The organism is Pelosinus sp. sgz500959 (assembly GCF_042610375.1).
Taxonomy (GTDB): Bacteria; Bacillota; Negativicutes; order DSM-13327; family DSM-13327; genus CTSoil-075.
In genome coordinates this window covers 49,181-68,355 of record NZ_JBGJZL010000009.1, presented here as the reverse complement: position 1 = coordinate 68,355, position 19,175 = coordinate 49,181, and the positions used below count along the sequence as shown (strand labels likewise).

Here is a 19,175-nt window from a genome sequence, read left to right as displayed (position 1 = left end):
TCCGATGTAATTGGTTTCTGCTTGTATTTTTTTATCTAATCAAAAAGTGGAGGTCTTTTCGATTCAAAGTAGGGAAAAGTCGCTTTTTGTCTATATTTAAGAAATTGGTATAAGCCAATGAAGTTTTTTTGGAAACATTTCGAACCAATGGAACGATTTTTGTAATTAAAAGTTTCCAAAAAGAAATGGTTTATTCATATAAAATAGGGATTTTAATGTTGGCATGATTATTGCAATGATAGATTGCCAAGAATATAAAATGGATTTTTATGGGTAATGACAAGGGGCTATGTAAGAAAAAATAAGGGGGATTTAATCATGATTATTGGTGTAGTAAAAGAAATTAAAAATAATGAAAACCGGGTGGGTTTGACTCCTGCAGGAGCGGCAGATTTGTGTAAAGCTGGTCATACTGTATTGATGGAACAAGGAGCTGGCTTTGGTAGCGGCTTTTCTGATGAAAGTTATGTTAAAGTTGGTGCTAGCATCATTGCTGATAAAAAAGCATTATTTGATCGTTCTGAAATGATTATTAAAGTAAAAGAACCATTAGCTGCAGAATATGATTTGTTTCATGAAGGACAAATTTTATTTACATACCTCCATTTAGCTCCAGAACCTGAACTTACGCAAGCTATGCTTGAAAAAAAAGTAATTGGTATTGCTTATGAAACCATTGTTGGACGCAATAATACATTACCTTTATTGTCACCAATGAGTGAAGTTGCAGGTCGTATGGCCATACAAATCGGTGCACAAATGTTAGAAAAACCTTGGGGCGGCAAAGGTATACTCCTCGGTGGCGTACCTGGCGTAGAATCAGGGCAAGTTGTTATTATCGGTGGCGGAATTGTTGGTACCAATGCAGCTAAAATGGCTGTTGGTATGGGAGCACGCGTTACCGTTATTGATAAATCAGGCGATCGTCTTGCTTATTTAGATGATATTTTTGGTGGTCGCGTTACGACTGTAATGTCCAATAGCTATAATATTGCGAAATGGGTTGCTAAAGCTGATCTATTAGTTGGGGCAGTACTTGTTCCTGGTGCTAAAGCTCCTAAACTTGTAAGCGAAGAAATGGTTAAAGAAATGGAAGCTGGCTCTGTTATTGTGGATGTTGCGATTGATCAAGGTGGTTCTATAGAGACAATCGATCGTGTGACAACTCATAGCGATCCTACTTATACTAAATATGGCGTAGTACATTATTCAGTAGCCAATATGCCTGGTGCAGTGGCTCGTACTTCCACTTTGGCATTAACGAATGCTACATTACCTTATGCGTTACAAATTGCTAATAAAGGTTGGAAACAAGCGTTAAAAGATGATGCTGGTCTTGCAAGAGGACTTAATGTGTATAAAGGTCAAGTCACTTTTAAGGCTGTAGCTGATGATCAAAATCTTCCTTATACTTCAGTTGATGAAGTTCTAGCATAAGATAATTAAAAAAAAGAAAACTAAGGCTTACGCTACGCCGTAAGACGAGGCGGAAGTCTTAGTTATCTTACTTACGATGAAAAATATATAGTTGAAATTTGTAAAATAGTTTACGGAAAAACATACTCACGTTTATATTATGGGTATGTTTTCTTTTTATAGTTAAATATTGGATAAAATTGGCAGGAGAATTATCTGAAAAAATAGAATAATGAAACAATGGGGAGCTTCATGGTCTTTAGTATTTTATTCTAAGGTCGGTTATATGCAGCGAAGGAGGTGAGAGTTTAAAGGTCTGTGGGCAATCAAAAAAAACCAATATAAGGAGGCGTATTTTTATGGAAAAAAATAATGCATTACGTGAAGATTTGCACCGTGGTTTAGAAGAACGTCATATTCAGTTGATTGCACTCGGTGGAGCTATTGGTGTAGGTTTGTTCCTTGGATCTGGTGGCGCGATAAAAACGGCGGGTCCATCATTAATGTTGGTATATTTTTTAGCAGGTATTATTATGTTTTACATTATGCGGGCATTGGGCGAAGTTGCAGTTGCCTACCCCGTTTCCGGAACATTTAGTGCTCATGCAAATATTTTTTTGGGGCCACTGAATGGTTATATTACTGGTTGGACGTATTGGTTTATGTGGGTTGTGACTTGCATGGCAGAAATTACGGCAGTCGGGGTTTATTTTACTTACTGGGTACCTGAAGTACCTCAATGGATTCCTGCTTTATTAGCTCTTGTTGCGATGACAAGTGTTAATTTAATTAGTGTTCGTCTTTTCGGTGAATTTGAGTTTTGGTTTGCTCTGATAAAAGTTGTAACTATTTTAGCCATGATTGTTGCAGGATCTGCTATGATTCTCTTTGGTATTGGCAATGGCGGTATTGCAATTGGAATTTCCAATCTGTGGTCATATGGTGGCTTTTTCCCATATGGTATCGAAGGTATGTTTATGTCTGTTGTTATGGTCATGTTCTCCTATCTGGGGATTGAATTGATCGGTGTTACAGCAGGTGAAGCAAAGAATCCAGAAAAATCATTGCCTGCGGCGATTGATAAAGTATTTTGGCGGATTCTAATTTTCTATGTTGGAGCCTTATTTGTCATCATGTCGTTATATCCTTGGAACCAAATTGGTACTATTGGTAGCCCTTTTGTTTTGACTTTCAATAAACTTGGGATTAGGGCAGCTGCTGGAATTATTAATTTTGTGGTGCTCACTGCGGCCTTATCTTCTTGTAATAGTGGGCTTTTTAGTACAGGGCGGATGCTTTATAATTTATCACTTCAAGATAAAGCGCCAACAATATTTAGCAAATTAAATGACCGGAGTGTACCAACAAATGGTATCCTCGTATCATCCCTTTTCCTGCTGGTTGGTGTAGTTCTTAATTATCTTATGCCTGCACAGGTATTTGTATATGTTACGAGTGTAGCTACTTTTGGTGCACTTTGGATATGGGGTGTCATTTTGATGATTCAACTGAAATATCGGCAAAGCTTGACTGCTGAGCAGATTGCAGGAATCAAATATCCCATGCCCCATTCTCCTGTATCGAACTGGGTGAGTATGCTTTTCTTAGCTTTGGTCGCGGTGATCATGTTCTTCAATGAAGATACCCGCGTTGCGCTTTATATTGCACCAATCTGGTTTGGACTTCTTGTTGCTTCATATTATGGATTTAATATGCATAAAAACAATATACCTTTGGTCACGTCTATTGACAAATAGTAGGATTTAGTAGTATAAGAAAAGAAGGCTTTAATCGTTACTATTTCTTGACTAAACCTTTTGGCCGAAGATAGACAGGGGGAACTCGACATGTTTGAACGAGCAGTGTGGGCGGAAATTGACTTAGAAGCAATTGCCCATAATGTAGGACAAATAAGAAAAGTGACAGCAAGTAATGCTCAAATTTGTGCTGTAGTGAAGGCTGATGCCTATGGACATGGGGCGGTAGCAGTGGCGAGAACCGTACTACAGGCAGGTGCCGATCGCTTGGCAGTCGCGATTTTAAATGAGGCATTAGAACTTCGCCGAGCTGGTTTCAGAGTGCCAATATTAATTCTCGGGTATACACCAGATACCCAGGCAGCTATGGTCGTCGATCAAGATATTACCCAGACCATATTTACCATTGAATCAGCTCAAGCTTTGTCAGGAGCTGCTGTGGCGGCAGGGAAAACTGTGAATGTTCATATCAAAATTGATACAGGTATGGGAAGAATCGGCGTTCGTCCTGAGGATGCTGGAGATTTTGCTGTAGCGGTATCAGAATTACCAGGAATTAAGATTGAAGGTGTATTCTCTCATTTTGCCAACTCTGATAGTGCTGATAAAAGTTTTGCCTATGAACAGTACCGTCGATTTACCCTTGGTCTAGAATTGATTGAGGGCAAGGGAATACAAATTCCGATTCGTCATATTGCCAATAGTGCGGCGATTTTGGATCTGCCTGATATGCATTTGGACATGGTAAGGCCAGGTATCATTTTATATGGCCTATGGCCTTCTGATGAAGTCGACCATACCTTAGATTTGAGACCGGCTATGCAGCTCAAAACTCAAGTCGGGTTTGTCAAAGAGATGGCCTCTCATACATCAATTAGTTATGGACGGACTTATTTTACAGAAACATCGAGTATCATTGCCACGCTGCCTTTAGGCTATGCTGATGGATGGTCTCGCTTATTGGCTCATAAAGCCCAGGTGCTCCTTTGCGGAAAGCGCGCACCTTTAGTTGGGCGGGTATGTATGGATCAATGTATGGTCGATGTGACTCATATTCCAGGGGTAAGGGTTGGTGATGAAGTGTTACTGTTTGGTGGGCCTTCTTTACCAGTGGAAGAAGTTGCGAAACATATGGAGACCATTAATTATGAAATTGTATGTATGGTAGGCAAAAGAGTACCGAGACTCTATCGATAGTGCTGGCTTGTTACAAAAACAATATAGGAAAGTAAAAGAACTTGGCATGGCCAAGTTTTTTTTTATAGCAGTCGAGAAAGGGACTAGAGTCACATTCTTTTTGGCAGGGAAACAATGTGGGAGAGACGAATAATAACTTTTTAGGCATTGTGAGATTCGGAAAGGGTTGATTATAATTATGATTACGAAAAAAAAGGTGAGAATAGAAAAACGTATTGTTTTTTTTCTGAGCGCACTGATGCTGGCTATTTTTCTTGTAGCGGGACGTATTGCATGGATACAATTTATTGATGGTAAAAATATGGTCTCCAAAATAGCAACACAATTAAGTGAAAGTAAGGCATTATATTCACCACGTGGTACGATTTATGATAGAAATGGAAGAGAACTTGCGATTAGCAGCATGACTAAATCCTTATATGCCAATCCCTCAGAAATTAAAGATGCCGATCAAATCTCAGAAAAATTGGCGATTTTATTGGAAATGAATCCTGCAGATATCAAGACGAAACTGACTGCAGGTGGTCAGTTTATTTGGATCAAGCGTATGTTAGAGCCTGTTGTATCTGAAAAAATACAGGCATTGATAAAACAAGATGATATTAAAGGTTTGGCCTTTGTCGAAGAAAGTAAACGTTATTATCCTAATGATACTTTGGCTGCCCAAGTACTTGGCTTTGTTGGTACAGATGATATTGGTTTAGACGGTCTTGAAATGACTCTCGATAAAATTATAAAAGGCAATCTATTTAAACAGTTAATTGATACTGATAGTCATGGTATCCCAATTTTTAAATCAATTTTTACATTTTCTCCGAATAAACAAGGCAAAAATGTATATCTTACATTAGATAGCGGTATTCAATTTATTGTAGAACAAAGTTTAGATAAAGCTGTAGCAACGACTGGTGCAAAGGGAGCCAGTGTGATTGTTATGAACCCTCACACTGGAGAAATCTTGGCTATGGCTAATCGTCCAACATATAATCCTAATCAGTTTTATAAGTATACTGATAATGAGTGGAAAAATCGGGCAGTAGCTTATAATTATGAACCAGGTTCCACTTTCAAAAGTGTTGTAGCCGCTGCTGCACTGCAAGAAGGAAAAGCATATCCAGAAGAAATATTTGTTGATAAGGGCTATGTAGAAGTATCGGGTAGGCGTATCCAAAATTGGAGTGGCGATGCTTATGGTAATGTTTCTTTTATTGAGATTATCAAAGAATCAATTAATACAGGATTTGTACAAATTGGTATGCGCCTCGGAGCATATAAAATGACGGAATATGCTAAAGCCTTTGGATTTGGTCAGGCGACGGGTATTGAATTGCCTGGTGAAGAAGAAGGATTGCTTTTTGATCCCAAGGATATGCGTGATTCGGATACTGCTACCATGGCCATTGGCCAAAGTATTGCTGTCACTCCTTTGCAATTAGTTAGGGCTGTAGGGGCAATTGCTAATGGGGGAGTACTGCTTAAACCACATATTATTAAAGAAATCCGTAATGTTGATGGCTCTCTTGATCGGGAGATAGCAGTTGAATCTTTAAGGCAAGTGATTACTCCTGAGACCGCTAGGACACTGACAGGTATGATGGAAAAAGTAGTGTCAGAGGGTGGCGGTATAAAGGCAAAAGTAAAAGGCTATCATTTTGCTGGAAAAACAGGTACAGCTGAAAAACTTAAAGATAGTGGCAGTGGTTACTCTGCAGGACGTTATGTTGCTTCTTTTGTTGGATTTGGGCCAGTAGAAGATCCCCAAGTGGTAGTTTTAGTGGTTCTTGATGACCCTTATGGAGTATATTATGGTGGACAAATCGCTGCACCTGTAGCTGGTGATATCTTAGGGCAGATTATGCGCCATCTTAATATTCGTCCTCAGCCTGCCAATGAACCAGTGGTGCCTAATGCTCAAAAACAAGCTCCAGTCATCATGGAAAAACCAGTAATACAAGCCCCTGCTGGCAAGGTTGTTGTACCCAATGTTTTAGGTATGAGTATGCGTGAAGCTGGGGAATCTTTCAATAAGGTGGGACTTGCCATTGTACCTATGGGGACAGGCATAGCGGTACGCCAAAGTATTCCAATGAATACAATTGTTGACCCAAGTACTGAAATTGCCGTAATTTTTGAAGGACAATAAAAAAAGGGCGGCTATGCCGCCCATTGTTGCATGATCAAGGTTGTTTGTTCGCGTCGTATTGAGCTGTGAGAGTGCTAGAAGTAGCAGTTGCACTTGTACCACTCATACCCGATTCATACTGCTCAATCATTTTGCGAACCATGTGACCGCCGACGCGTCCGCAATCCGCAGAAGTCATAGTTGACCAACCTTGAGAACGGACTTGATCAGAAATACCAAGTTCGTTGGCCACTTCTAATTTCATGCGATCAAGAGCATTTTCAGCACCAGGGTTCACTGGTTTTTTACTTCTGGACATATAATCACCTCCCTATGTTGGTATAATCATAGTATCGACGTAATGCGTTTATGTTATGCTGTGTTTTATTATGTAAATAGTTCCAAAGATGTTGAAAAAAATAGAAGAGTGATTAAAATTATCCTTATAACAGGAATTAGTATTTTAGTGACGAATAAACAAGTATCATAGGGGAGGACTGTGCAATTGACTGCAATCATCTCTAAGAATAGCAATGGGAGTGACAAACATGCATGAAATGGCCATTGCTCAGGGAATACTGGACATTGTACTTAAGACTGCAGCTGAGAATAAAGCAAGAAAAGTGACTGGTGTTAAATTGCTCATTGGGCAGATGACGCAAATCGAACCTGAATCTCTTACCTTTGGATTTGAGGCATTGGCCATGGGGTCGATTGCTGAAGGCGCTCATCTTGATATAACAACGATACCTCTTGTTGGAGAATGCAATAGTTGTAAGCAACAGTTTTCTATTGAAAAATATTGTTTTTTATGTCCTCACTGCAACTCAGCTAATATTGCAGTTGTATCAGGAAGGGAACTAGCGGTAGATTATCTGGAGGTTGAATAAAATGCAAATCAAAGTCATGACTAATATCTTAGATCGAAATGACCAAATTGCCGCTGAGGTACATGAACGATTATCGGCAGCGGGAATTTTTGTCGTAAACTTGTTAGGATCACCTGGCTGTGGGAAAACGTCACTTCTTGAAAATACCATCGCAGGTCTGAAGGGTGAACTTTCTATGGCTGTGATTGAAGGGGATTTGTTTACTGCAAAAGATGCCCAACGCATAGAGCAATATGGCGTACCCGTTGTGCAGATTAATACAAGTGGTGGATGCCATCTTGATGCTAATATGGTAAACAGTGTATTAGATCATCTGAATCTTGAGACCCTTGATCTGATTGTAGTTGAAAATGTAGGCAATCTAGTATGCCCAGCTGAGTTTAATATTGGAGAAGATGTTAAGGTAACAGTACTTAGCATTACCGAAGGTGAGGATAAACCAATGAAATATCCTCTTATTTTTAAACAAGCCAGTGTAGTTATTTTAAATAAAATTGATTTGTTACCTTATACTAATTTTGACATGGAGTCCGCAACTCAAGATATTAAGAGTATTAATCCTAATGCGGTATTGATAGAAGCCTCGTGTCGGGCTGAAACCGGTTTGACTGAGTGGTATGATTGGCTGAAAAAACAGGTGAAAATGAAACAGTCAAGGAGTATATAAGGATGCTCAATCAGAAAAAACAAGAGGATAAAATTGAATCTATGCGTGCCCGACTTCATGAATTGGTCATGTCTAAAGCTGGCAATCTAATTGATGAAGAAGTTGGTGAACTTAGTGCTCAATTGGATAAATTAATTGTAAAATATCAAAAAACAATGGCTAAACCTACTCAGAGAGTATTCTGAGAACGTTAGACTCTTTAGTAAACTAGAATTTATAAATAAAAAGTTGAATGTAGTTAAAAATGTTCGGAGGGGAATTCATATGATTGATGAAAAAGATTGGGAATTATTTAAGCAAAAATTTAAAAATAAAGCCAGTATTGATCTTAATGATTATAAACCAGCCCAGATGCAACGCCGAATCAATAATTTGATGAGTCGTTATGGTGCTCAGACCTATGTAGATTTCTTTAATTTATTAGATAAAGATGCTAAACTGTATAAAGAATTTATTGATTATATGACAATTAATGTAACAGAATTTTTTCGTACACCAGAAAAATTTGCTGAATTAGAAACCAAAGTATTACCTGAATTATTAGCTAAAAATCCAAGACTTAATATTTGGAGTGCAGGTTGTTCTGTTGGTGCAGAGCCTTATTCCTTAGCAATGATTTTAAAAGATATGACCCCTAATGTAAAACACCGTATTTTGGCGACGGATCTTGATATCGAAATGTTAGGAAAGGCTAAAAGCGGTGTATATACAAACACTGAATTTAAAAATATTTCAACAAATCGAGCATCAAAATATTTTAAACAAGTTAATAATACTTATATCATTGATGAAGATATTCGATCACGGATTGAATTTAAACAACATAATTTGTTACTTGATAAATTTGAAACAGGTTTTGATTTGATTTTATGCCGCAATGTAGTTATTTATTTTACTGAAGAAGCAAAAGATGGATTATATCGTCGCTTTTTAAGTGCATTAAAACCAGGTGGTGTCATGTTTGTTGGTGGTACAGAAGCCATATTGAATTTCCGTGACATTGGTTTTGTGAGCTATCTTCCATTTTTCTATCGCAAGCCTTTATAAGATTCCCCAATTGGAGAGTCGATAAAAGGTGTGTAACAAGTAAGTTAGGAATGTGCGGGTCATTGTGTGTTCATCAATTGTCTGTCCTGCAGTGACGTCGACGGTTTGAACGACGTGTTGGTCTACAAAAAAAATAATTTCACCAATCTTTTGCCCCTGATAAACAGGGGCTTTTATTGTTTCTGGCAAATCAAGAGCCACTGTAATATGTTCGTAATCCGTGGCTTTTACGACTAGACTGGCCTGGCTGGCAACAACGGCATCGACCATAGGAGTAAGACCTTTTTCGACAGGTATGGCACATAAAATATCATCTTTATTTGCATATTCATATAATTCAAATGTATCAAAACCATATTTTAAGAGTTGCATTGAGTCGTTCCAACGAGAATGATCATGTAATACAACGGCAATAAGTTGTTGATTGCCACGGGTCGCACTTGAGATAAGGCAGGGGCCAGCTTGATTGGTCGTACCTGTCTTAACGCCATCTACTTCCTCAAGTAGCCATAATAATTTATTGGTATTACGTAAATTTTGATCATGTTCTTTACCACGTCTATCTAACCAGTCAATGCTGGTTTCTCTTGTGTTAACGATTGTCGCAAAAGTAGGATTTGTTAATGCGTAGCGAGCCATCCAGGCTAAGTCAAAAGCGGTGGAATAATGTTCGGGAGCACTAAGTCCATGAGGATTGGCAAAGTGGCTGCCTAGAGCATTTAATAATTCTGCTTTATGATTCATAAGGATAACAAAATTTTCAACAGAGCCAGCGAGATGTTCAGCAATCGCGACTGCAGCATCATTGCCTGAACGCAGGAGTAAGCCTGTTACTAATTCACGTAAGGAAATTCGCTGACCTGGACTTAAGTGCATGGATGAACCCGCAGTACTTGCTGCTCTTAGGCTGATTTTTACTTCATCATCAAGATGACCACTTTCAATGGCAATGATGGCTGTTAGGACTTTAGTTGTACTTGCTGGCGCACTTCGAATGCGGCTATTTTTTTCGAACAAGACTTGACCAGTTTTTCCATCGAGTAATATAGCTGACTCTGCATGTATTTTTGGTGGCGCACTGAAAGTAAGTTGTGCAGGCAGACAGAAAAAAAGACAGAGTAGGAGCATTCTTGTTAAATAAAATCGTAGAGACATGGCAATCCCCCTCCGCAAAGTTACTATAGTATATTGTAGCGCAAGGATAATCATGCAAGTTATCAGGCATATCTTGACAACTTATTGCGTACTATCCAAGAAGATGATGATAGGGGGTAAGGGAATGCGGAGTTCTCGATTTTTGGGAGTGGTATTTAGCGCGGTGATTGCTGCTGCTGTGCTTACACAAGGGATAACTTCTGATCAGGAAAAAGTCATAAAAAAGGTGCCAACAACTCATAAAGTAGTGGCACTGACTGTTGACGATGGACCCCATTATAAAACGACGCCTCAAATGCTAGCAATACTGAGAGAGAAAAAGGTGAAGCTAACTTTATTTATTTTAGGTGAGAATGCTAAAAGTCATCCAGAAATTTTAGCGCAAGCTGTTGCCGATGGACATGAAATTGCAAACCATGCTTATAGTCATCAGTTATTGTCAAAGATGAGCAAAGATGACGTTCAAAAAGAACTAAATCAGGCAGAAAAAGTCATTACTGCGGTAGCGCCGATGCCAACACTCTTTCGACCTCCAGGTGGTGCATATAATCATTACGTATTGGAAGAAAGCGCTAAACATGGTTATACGACAATTTTATGGTCCATTGATCCAGGTGATTGGCGTCGACCGAGCGTCGAATCGGTTGTCGATGAAGTCATGAAGAAAATTGAACCAGGCAGTATTGTATTACTTCATGATGGTCAATACCCATTGCCAACGCCTGAGGCGATTGGTATTATCATTGATCGATTACGAGAACAGGGATATAGCATTGTGACAGTCAGTGAATTACTACAATATTACGAAGTACGCCCGTAGACAGTCCTGATTAGTTATTGATAAGGCTGTAAATTTTTCCAGTGTGATTGAATGAGTTGATCATAACGCATAATGGTGGCAGTACGTTCATTACGCAAGGCTTGAATGGAACTCAAAATAGGTTGATCAAACACATATACATTTTGTTTGGGAACGATGATGGGACTCGCATATTCTTTTAACTTCGTAGCAACTTTTAAGTTAACTTTACTTTGTTTGATGATCACAGCTGGTTCTAAGATATCTGAGCCAGCATAACGGTAGATTAGACAGTTAGGTTGTATACGATCAATAATATTTTTGTTCTCTCCATCAAAAAAAATCCCTGTATTGCAAGTGGAGCAATGGGTTAAATCTGGAGTGATCCAAGTATGGCAGTGGGCACAAATCATTTCGTTCATCAATTACACCTCCGAATGGTAGTCTGCCCAATGACTGATGTAAATATTAAACAGTATAATTTACAATGAATTGACAAGACGTTATACTGTGCAAGAGAGTCATTATATATTTCGCAGGAGGTAATGATATGTTTTGGAATCAAGAAGTCGAGACTTTACCTAGAGCTGATATGGTACGGTGGCAAAGCCATAAATTAAATAAAGTGATAGAGCGTGTATATGAGAAAAGTTTGTTATATAGTAAGCGAATGTCAGACAATGGTATAAGTCCAGAAGATATTGAGACTGTGGATGACCTTTGTAAACTGCCATTCACCACACGCCAAGACCTAGCTGCCAACTATCCATATGGACTTTTAACAATGCCTGTGAGTGGTGTTTCTTATATTCATAAAAATCAGAATCTGGAGAATCACCCAGTCGCGATGAACTACACAAGCAATGATATGCTCATGTGGACTGAGCTCATGGCACGAATGTTAGTGGCCGGAGGGGTAAATGTGACGACGGTTTTTCAGGTAGGAGTTCCCGGAGAACTGCACCCAGGAAGTTTAGGGGTATGCTATGGGGCAAGGCAGGTAGGGGCAACATTGGTACCAGGTAATAGTGATCATGCTGCCCAACAACTGTCTATTATAGAAGACTTTGGTGTAAATGGAATCTTCTCTACACCAGAGTCTCTCCTAGCTTTAGCCAAAGAAACGAGAGCGGCAGGGAGTCAACCTGAAGAATTACCACTACAAATGATATTTTGTAGTATACAATCGTTAGAAGAACATACTTTGCAACAAATTAAAAAAGAGTATGGAAGACAATTAATAAGAATTTATGGATTCAATGATATTTTTGGTATGGGTATCGGTGGGGAATGCCACTGCGCTGATGGGTTGCATCTACAGGAAGATTGTTTTTTTCCGGAGATCATAGATCCAGAGAGTGGACAAGTGCTAGCGTCAGGAGAAATGGGAGAATTAGTATTAACGAGTCTAACACTAGAGGCTATGCCGATGATTCGTTATCGTACAGGAGTACAAGGAGCTCTTGATGGCAGCCCGTGTGCTTGTGGACGAACTTTGGTGCGATTAAAAAATAAAGAGTCTAAAAAATAGAAAAAGGTTCTGAGATGAAAAATCTCAGAACCTTTTTGTTTGATTTTTAATAATATTCGCCACTATCTCGGTAGCTTTTCACAATATCTACAAGATTATCACTTTTAGGATGGTTATTGAGTAGTTCTAAAAACTGGTGGGAATTTTCAAATCCTACACTCCATGCGAAAGCTCCGTCAGCAGTATAAGCAGCAAAAATGATTTCCTGTTCTAAATCCATAGGTAGAGTGCCGTCAATATCAGTCACTAAGGCATAAGCCTCATTTTCGACGGGTTCATAAATTAGAGCAGTACAGCCGTCTTCAATTTCTGTTTCATACAACTCAAAAGGTTCATAAGCTTCTAATAGTGTGTTAGCGTTCATTCAGTATCATCCTTTATTCTTTGTAATAGTATGTCAGTATCTGTTCTTTATCTTAAAACAGGTATAGCCATTTGACAAGTAAAAATTTTAGGATCATAGTAGAAAAGTATGTTAAAATTTTATTGAAGAATAAATAGGCAGAAGGATGGAAATATGAAGATTTTAGTAGATGCTGATGCCTGCCCAAAGAAAGTATTACAAATCTGCATGGAACTAGGACGGCGATATGCTGTTGCGGTGTGGACTGTTGCTAGTTTTAATCATAATATCATATCTGATTATCATGTAGTGGTGGGCGATAACGATCAAGAAACAGATATCAAAGTTCTCAATTTAAGTGAAGCTAGAGATATTATTATAACCCAGGATTGGGGACTAGCAGCCATGGTCTTAGGCAAAAAAACTCGTTGTATCAGTCCAGCAGGGAGAGAGTTTCGTAATGATAACATCGATTTTTTACTTGAAGAACGTGATATGAAAGCTAAATTACGCCGTAGTGGCGGTAAGACTAAAGGGCCAAGTAAGCGCACCGGAGAAGAGGATAGACGATTTCAAGAATGTTTGGAGGCAATTCTAGGAGAGGGTACAAAGGCGACATAACCAGTATTTGCATTATCTTGTACGAGAAAATCCCACTGGTAAAGTTTGCAGGTGTCATCTCGATTTGGATCATTGACCATTACTTCATTGTCAGCTGTAATATAAGCGTATACAATGAAATGACCGCTTTGTGTGAATTCTCCAGGACCATGGGCGCCAATACATGGAATTCCTTGATTAAGTGCAGTTAAAACTTGATCGGGATCGGCTGTTTGAACCATGGGTATACCAAAATACTGACCAGCCGCGGCAAAAAAATCCCAACTGGTTCCGCCTGGTGTGGGATAAAAACCGTTGATGATCGCAAAATCAGCGGCTTCTGGTGGTGTGATATTTATGCCGTAGAATTGAGCGATCATCGTAAAACAGGTTGGACCACAGCCTGATGTGGCAATTGTACTTGAAGAATAGGGATAATCACCCCATCGCTCATCCCATTGTTTAAGCAGTGGTACTCGATTGGGCATGGATATCAACCTCCTGATAACATAATCTTTTTCAAATTATTATATGCAGAGAGACAATAAGAAGGTGTGTGAAATGTTAAAGTTTTATCGAACTGTTAAGGGTTATGGACAAAAAGAAATTGAGATTAATAAATCACGTTTTATTGCCTATGTTGAGCAAATCGAAAGTGAAGAAGCTGCAGTCGCTTTTATTGAACAAATTAAAAAGAAACATTGGAATGCGACTCATAATTGCTCTGCTTATTTGATCGGTGAAAATGATCAGTATCAAAAAGCCGATGATGATGGTGAGCCTTCCGGTACAGCTGGTAAACCTATTTTGGAAATTATTAAAAAATCAGGACTTAAAAATACTGTGATTGTGGTGACTCGTTATTTTGGCGGCATCAAACTAGGTGCAGGGGGGCTTATTCGAGCCTATGGAAAAAGTGCCAGTGCAGGTATTAAAGAGACTGGTATAATTGAAAGGCAAGGTCATACACGGATTGGAGCTGAGGTTGATTACACTTTCTTAGGCATGTTGGAAAATCAGCTTCGCATACAAGGCTATATTATCGCTGACAAACAATTTGCTGATAAAATAACTCTGATTGTGTTAGAAAAATTAGGGCAAGAAGAAGTGCTTAAGCAAAAAATAATCGATTGGACAGCAAATCAAGTGAAATTTAGTGATGAGGGTGAAGTCTATGTGGATACTCCAGTGTCATATCAAGAGTAATTGATCAGGGAAAACAAAAGGGTTTCAGATATCATAATCTGAAACCCCATGATGAGCTGGATACTAAGATCTTAGGCTGAAATGTCAATGGTTTGCCCTAAGTGAGCAGGAGAAAGATTCGGTCCACTAGAAGAAAGCAAATCAGTAATTGCCTGTCCATTTTGTTGGCTAGTATCCATTACTTTTCGCATAATCATGATACTGGCTTGATTTTGAACTTTACTCATAGACGCCATGGTTGATAAGGCTGCGATGTCCATTTCATCATCTCCTTTTACATACGTATATTTTACCATAAATATTTAATCATGTTAAAAGTTTATTTAGGAAAAAATAAAGGAATTATTATATAAAAATTGGTTATTTTAGATTAATATGTGAGGTTTTTTGGCATAAAGCAGGAAATATGGGTTCTATGCCGAACACTGAATAAAGCAAAAAAACCACGAGGGAGTTTTAAAAATGACGACAACCAATACAGTTATATCTTCAAACTTTATTCAAAATATTATTAATGAAGATTTGAAAAACAATAAAAATAATAGCCGGGTACATACTCGTTTTCCACCTGAACCTAATGGTTATCTACATATTGGTCATGCGAAATCGATTTGTCTCAATTTTGGTATTGCCAATGAATATAAAGGACAATGCAATTTGCGGTTTGATGATACCAATCCAAGTCGCGAGGAAACTGAATATGTGGAATCCATTCAGGAAGATGTGAAATGGTTAGGTTTTGATTGGGATGATCGGATGTTTTATGCCTCTGACTATTTTGAGCAAATTTATGACTATGCAGTTCAGCTTGTGAAGAACGGGAAAGCCTATGTCTGTGATCTCACTGCCCAGCAAATGCGGGAATATCGGGGAACCTTAACTGAACCAGGGACAGAAAGTCCTTATCGCAATCGTTCAGTTGAGGAAAATTTGGAACTATTTGAAGGCATGAAGAATGGACAATTTGCAGATGGTTCAAGAGTATTGCGCGCTAAAATTGATATGTCTTCACCAAACGTAAATTTACGTGATCCTATTTTGTATCGCATTATGCGGGCTGAACATCATCGGACAGGAAACACATGGTGTATTTATCCTATGTATGATTATGCTCACCCAATTTCAGATGCTCTAGAAGGCATTACTCATTCCATTTGTACATTGGAGTTTGAAGATCATCGTCCACTGTACGATTGGTTGATTAACGCTCTTGATATGGAAAATCGTCCACAACAGATTGAATTTGCGCGTCTCAATGTGACGAATATGGTCATGAGTAAGCGGAAACTTCGTCTCCTTGTCGAAGAAGGTTTGGTTGATGGTTGGGACGATCCACGGATGCCAACCATTTCAGGACTACGCCGTCGGGGTTACACTCCTGAGGCCATTCGTGATTTTTGCGAACGCATTGGAATTGCTAAAAGCAATAGTACAGTTGATATTGCGATGCTTGAGCATTGCATACGGGAAGATCTCAATACAAAAGCTTTACGGGCGATGGCTGTACTGCGTCCGCTGAAAGTTGTCATCGAAAACTATCCTGAAGGGCAAGTAGAACAATTAGAAATTGAGAATAATCCAGAGCAGCCTGAGACAGGCACGCGTACGATTCCGTTCTCTCGAGAAATTTATATCGAACAAGAAGATTTCATGGAAAACCCTATTAAAAAATTCTTTCGTTTAGCCCCAGGACAAGAAGTACGTCTTAAGAGTGCCTACTTCATCAAATGTGAGCAGGTCATTAAAGATGAACAGACGGGTGAAATTATTGAACTGCGTTGTACCTATGATCCTGAAACTAAAAGTGGCTCAGGGACTTCTACACGCAAAGTCAAAGGAACCTTGCACTGGGTGTCGGCTACTCATGCTGTTAAAGCTGAAGTGAGACTCTATGATTATCTATTGCTCGAAGGCGAGCAGGAAGTTCAAGAGGGTGAAAAGGACTCCAAGGATGATATTAATCCAAATTCTATGGAGAAACTTACTTCTTGCATGATTGAACCTAGCTTAGCAAATGCCACTCCTGAAAAACGCTACCAGTTCTTGCGTAATGGCTATTTCTGCCTTGATGTAAAGGATTCAACGCCAGAGTTGCCTGTATTTAATCGGGTGGTTGGTTTACGTGATTCTTGGTCTAAAAGTCAAAAATCATAATTGAATATAAGATGAAAATCCCCTTGAAATAACACTTATAGGTTATTTTCAAGGGGATTTTATTAAGGTTTTTTATGTTTATCTTGATTTATGAAGGGGACTATTTCTATTTTATTTTTTTTCAAATAATCTTTTAATGCTTGATTAATAATTAAGGCCTTTGCCCCTTTATTTCCTTTGGTCATATCTGCAATGGTTTGGTAAATATCATTTTCAACCCAATAACTATCTTTAATATGTATTTCTTTAAATTTAGGTTTGCGAACTTTAAGTTCAGGGATTGGTATGTCAGGAATGACAGTTGGAGCTAGGGTTGATTTGCTGCTTCTTTTACTGGTTTTTTTTTCTTTTGGGCTTACAATGTCTAGTGTATTATCTTCTGCTGTAAGTTCCCCTTCTTCTGCTATTGTAGCTGCAATTTCTACTTCTGGGGTTATAAGAGACTCAACTTTATCTGCAACAGTTGTTTTTTTAATTCTTGGCATCTTTGATCAACTCCTAAAAAAAAAATAAATGAATTTTCGGAAAAGTTAAAATTATAGTATTATTATACCAATAATTATCATAATTGCAACAAATATGTAGTTATAGCACCTTATATAAAGTAAATGATTGTTTCCTTTCTCTCATCAACGATGGGAATGAGAGCGCCATTGCAATTTTTTTTCAGCTTTTTTACGGAAGTTATTGACTAATAATACAGCGAATACTCCCATGATATAAAGTAATATGGTCGCTAATCTTTCTTGGCCATTACTCCATAGTATTGCTGCTCCAATCCCTGCTGCGGCTAATAAAATTGTCCATACTAATCGATTAATTAAAGTTTCTTGAAACCTTAATTGCCTTAAAACAGGTCCCATCTCTACTTTAACTTGGACATCTCCAGAACGAAAATCTCTTAGAGTCTGCTCTAATAAGGGCGGGATCTCTACCCCTGATAACATGATCTTCTTTGCTTTTTGCCAAACTAATTGTACGGGTGAGAAGTCTTGCCCAAGAACTTGTTTGGCATAAGGTTTAATGATGGCTAAAATGTTCATGTTAGGATCTAAACCTGCTGAAATTCCTGAAAGTGTACCAACGGCTCGACCTAAAAAAGTGTAATGTACTGGAATTTGAAAAGGATGAGAATAAATAAATTCGCGTAATTCTTCTAAAAGATCATCGACCTGTAAATTTCCTATTTCCTCAAAGCGCATCTCACGAAATGCAATTAAAAAAAATGAAATTGCTTTTTGTAAACTTAAGAGATTCGCGGCAGGTTTGATAAATCCTAGTTCTTGCAATGCATGAGATACTTCTTCAGCATCGCTATTGATGACCCCGCCAATTAGTTTGCGGATAGCCTTTTTGTTGTGTTCTGTAATCTTTCCCACCATGCCGAAGTCAATAAAAATAATTCCACCATCGGGCCTCACAAATAAGTTGCCTGGATGGGGGTCAGCATGGTAAAAACCATGTATCAAAGCTTGTTTGAGGTAAGCATCGACTAAATTTCCTGCTATGACTTCGGGCGCGAGCCCGGCTTTCAATAAACCTTCCCGATCCGTCACCTTATATCCTTGGACAAACTCTAGCGTTAGTACTCGTTGTCGTGAGTAGCTAGGATAGACAGTTGGTACAGAGATCATCGTGTCACCTTGAAAGTTCAATCGGAATCGCTCAAGGTTAGCCAACTCTTGGCGATAATCAAGCTCTGAGCGGATTGTCGTACCAAATTCAACATAGATCGCATCAAAATCCGCATACTTCTCCCACGTGGTAAAGACCTTTAACATCCAAATCACGCCACGAAAAGCCATTAGATCAATGTTGATAATTTTTTCAATATCTGGTCGCAATACTTTGACTGCCACCACTTCGCCAGAACGTAACATAGCGCGGTGTACCTGTCCCAAGGAACCTGCTGCGATGTGCTGTTCATCAAATTCAGCAAATATATTTTCAACCTGGTCGCCAAGTTCCTCCTGAAGTACCCTCTTGATCTCAGCAACACTTACAGGTGGAACTTCATCTTGTAACAGAGCAAGTTCTGAAGTATATTCCACTGGCAGCACGTCAATACGCGTACTAAAGAATTGCCCAACTTTGATCAATAGCCCCTCTGATGATAAAGCTGTCTCCCGAAAACGAATGGCTTGATTGCGATAAAGCTCTGGTAGGCGTTTTTCCATTCTAGGTCCATGTATTTTATGCAAAAAATTATACCAGCCAATTTCTAAGAGAAAACCAGCAAATAATTTTAAAACTGCCACCGTTCGTCGTATTTTAGAGTGAGAGGCCATAAT

The 19,175-nt window shown here is 38.7% G+C and carries 21 protein-coding genes; 13 read left to right on the top strand and 8 right to left on the bottom strand.

Going from position 1 to position 19,175, the window contains the following annotated elements:
• Positions 1–318: 318 nt before the first annotated feature.
• The 4 genes from ald to ACAN52_RS14905 all read left to right on the top strand — a co-directional run bounded on the left by ald (position 319) and on the right by ACAN52_RS14905 (position 6,513).
• On the top strand, positions 319–1,437 hold the full coding sequence (gene ald, locus ACAN52_RS14920) for an alanine dehydrogenase (protein ID WP_378955712.1): 1,119 nt from the start codon (positions 319–321) through the stop codon (positions 1,435–1,437).
• A gap of 338 nt (positions 1,438–1,775) precedes the next feature.
• Positions 1,776–3,173: an amino acid permease gene (locus ACAN52_RS14915; protein ID WP_378955711.1), complete on the top strand. Its 1,398-nt coding sequence runs from the start codon at positions 1,776–1,778 to the stop codon at positions 3,171–3,173.
• A 90-nt stretch (positions 3,174–3,263) separates the two neighbouring features.
• A complete protein-coding gene (alr, locus tag ACAN52_RS14910; RefSeq protein WP_378955710.1) occupies positions 3,264–4,370 on the top strand; it encodes an alanine racemase in 1,107 nt (368 codons plus the stop codon).
• Positions 4,371–4,548: 178 nt separating this feature from the next.
• Positions 4,549–6,513 carry a penicillin-binding protein gene (locus tag ACAN52_RS14905; protein ID WP_378955709.1) on the top strand — a complete coding sequence of 655 codons (1,965 nt, stop codon included), beginning with the start codon at positions 4,549–4,551 and terminating at the stop codon, positions 6,511–6,513.
• Between the two features lie 34 nt (positions 6,514–6,547).
• Here the strand turns inward: ACAN52_RS14905 and ACAN52_RS14900 are convergent, their stop codons facing one another.
• Positions 6,548–6,811 carry a small, acid-soluble spore protein, alpha/beta type gene (locus ACAN52_RS14900; protein ID WP_378955708.1) on the bottom strand — a complete coding sequence of 88 codons (264 nt, stop codon included), beginning with the start codon at positions 6,809–6,811 and terminating at the stop codon, positions 6,548–6,550.
• Positions 6,812–7,040: 229 nt separating this feature from the next.
• Between ACAN52_RS14900 and hypA the strand changes: the two genes are divergently transcribed.
• From hypA to ACAN52_RS14880, 4 genes are all read left to right on the top strand, one after another.
• A complete protein-coding gene (hypA, locus tag ACAN52_RS14895) occupies positions 7,041–7,382 on the top strand; it encodes a hydrogenase maturation nickel metallochaperone HypA (protein ID WP_378955707.1) in 342 nt (113 codons plus the stop codon).
• Position 7,383: 1 nt separating this feature from the next.
• Positions 7,384–8,049 carry a hydrogenase nickel incorporation protein HypB gene (gene hypB / locus ACAN52_RS14890; RefSeq protein ID WP_378955705.1) on the top strand — a complete coding sequence of 222 codons (666 nt, stop codon included), beginning with the start codon at positions 7,384–7,386 and terminating at the stop codon, positions 8,047–8,049.
• Positions 8,050–8,051: 2 nt separating this feature from the next.
• Complete coding sequence (locus ACAN52_RS14885; protein ID WP_378955704.1) at positions 8,052–8,234, top strand: aspartyl-phosphate phosphatase Spo0E family protein; 183 nt, start codon at positions 8,052–8,054, stop codon at positions 8,232–8,234.
• A 79-nt stretch (positions 8,235–8,313) separates the two neighbouring features.
• Positions 8,314–9,096, top strand: coding sequence for a CheR family methyltransferase (locus ACAN52_RS14880; RefSeq protein WP_378955703.1), 783 nt, complete (start codon positions 8,314–8,316; stop codon positions 9,094–9,096).
• On the opposite strand, the gene ACAN52_RS14875 is transcribed toward ACAN52_RS14880, so the two are convergent.
• Positions 9,091–10,251 carry a D-alanyl-D-alanine carboxypeptidase family protein gene (locus ACAN52_RS14875; protein WP_378955702.1) on the bottom strand — a complete coding sequence of 387 codons (1,161 nt, stop codon included), beginning with the start codon at positions 10,249–10,251 and terminating at the stop codon, positions 9,091–9,093. The genes ACAN52_RS14880 and ACAN52_RS14875 overlap by 6 nt on opposite strands.
• A 124-nt stretch (positions 10,252–10,375) precedes the next feature.
• Between ACAN52_RS14875 and ACAN52_RS14870 the strand changes: the two genes are divergently transcribed.
• The gene (locus tag ACAN52_RS14870; protein ID WP_378955701.1) at positions 10,376–11,071 is read left to right on the top strand and encodes a polysaccharide deacetylase family protein; all 696 of its coding nucleotides are present in this window, start codon (positions 10,376–10,378) and stop codon (positions 11,069–11,071) included.
• 14 nt (positions 11,072–11,085) lie between these two features.
• On the opposite strand, the gene ACAN52_RS14865 is transcribed toward ACAN52_RS14870, so the two are convergent.
• Positions 11,086–11,472: a hypothetical protein gene (locus tag ACAN52_RS14865; RefSeq protein WP_378955700.1), complete on the bottom strand. Its 387-nt coding sequence runs from the start codon at positions 11,470–11,472 to the stop codon at positions 11,086–11,088.
• 128 nt (positions 11,473–11,600) lie between these two features.
• Between ACAN52_RS14865 and ACAN52_RS14860 the strand changes: the two genes are divergently transcribed.
• Positions 11,601–12,581, top strand: a complete 981-nt coding sequence (locus ACAN52_RS14860) for a phenylacetate--CoA ligase family protein (protein WP_378955699.1) — start codon at positions 11,601–11,603, stop codon at positions 12,579–12,581.
• Positions 12,582–12,627: 46 nt separating this feature from the next.
• On the opposite strand, the gene ACAN52_RS14855 is transcribed toward ACAN52_RS14860, so the two are convergent.
• Positions 12,628–12,945, bottom strand: coding sequence for a hypothetical protein (locus ACAN52_RS14855; RefSeq protein ID WP_378955698.1), 318 nt, complete (start codon positions 12,943–12,945; stop codon positions 12,628–12,630).
• Between the two features lie 153 nt (positions 12,946–13,098).
• On the opposite strand from ACAN52_RS14855, the gene ACAN52_RS14850 reads away from it, so the two are divergent.
• A complete protein-coding gene (locus ACAN52_RS14850; RefSeq protein WP_378955697.1) occupies positions 13,099–13,545 on the top strand; it encodes a DUF188 domain-containing protein in 447 nt (148 codons plus the stop codon).
• On the opposite strand, the gene ACAN52_RS14845 is transcribed toward ACAN52_RS14850, so the two are convergent.
• Complete coding sequence (locus tag ACAN52_RS14845; protein ID WP_378955696.1) at positions 13,497–14,012, bottom strand: C39 family peptidase; 516 nt, start codon at positions 14,010–14,012, stop codon at positions 13,497–13,499. The two genes, ACAN52_RS14850 and ACAN52_RS14845, sit on opposite strands and share 49 nt — an antisense overlap.
• A gap of 73 nt (positions 14,013–14,085) precedes the next feature.
• Here ACAN52_RS14845 and ACAN52_RS14840 point away from each other — a divergent pair, with 73 nt between their 5' ends.
• Positions 14,086–14,730, top strand: a complete 645-nt coding sequence (locus ACAN52_RS14840) for a YigZ family protein (RefSeq protein WP_378955695.1) — start codon at positions 14,086–14,088, stop codon at positions 14,728–14,730.
• 71 nt (positions 14,731–14,801) lie between these two features.
• Here the strand turns inward: ACAN52_RS14840 and ACAN52_RS14835 are convergent, their stop codons facing one another.
• The gene (locus ACAN52_RS14835; protein ID WP_378955693.1) at positions 14,802–14,990 is read right to left on the bottom strand and encodes a YjfB family protein; all 189 of its coding nucleotides are present in this window, start codon (positions 14,988–14,990) and stop codon (positions 14,802–14,804) included.
• Between the two features lie 202 nt (positions 14,991–15,192).
• Here ACAN52_RS14835 and ACAN52_RS14830 point away from each other — a divergent pair, with 202 nt between their 5' ends.
• Positions 15,193–16,884 carry a glutamine--tRNA ligase/YqeY domain fusion protein gene (locus ACAN52_RS14830; protein ID WP_378955692.1) on the top strand — a complete coding sequence of 564 codons (1,692 nt, stop codon included), beginning with the start codon at positions 15,193–15,195 and terminating at the stop codon, positions 16,882–16,884.
• A 62-nt stretch (positions 16,885–16,946) separates the two neighbouring features.
• On the opposite strand, the gene ACAN52_RS14825 is transcribed toward ACAN52_RS14830, so the two are convergent.
• On the bottom strand, positions 16,947–17,369 hold the full coding sequence (locus ACAN52_RS14825) for a hypothetical protein (protein ID WP_378955691.1): 423 nt from the start codon (positions 17,367–17,369) through the stop codon (positions 16,947–16,949).
• Positions 17,370–17,513: 144 nt separating this feature from the next.
• Complete coding sequence (locus ACAN52_RS14820) at positions 17,514–19,172, bottom strand: ABC1 kinase family protein (protein WP_378955690.1); 1,659 nt, start codon at positions 19,170–19,172, stop codon at positions 17,514–17,516.
• Positions 19,173–19,175 lie beyond the last annotated feature (3 nt).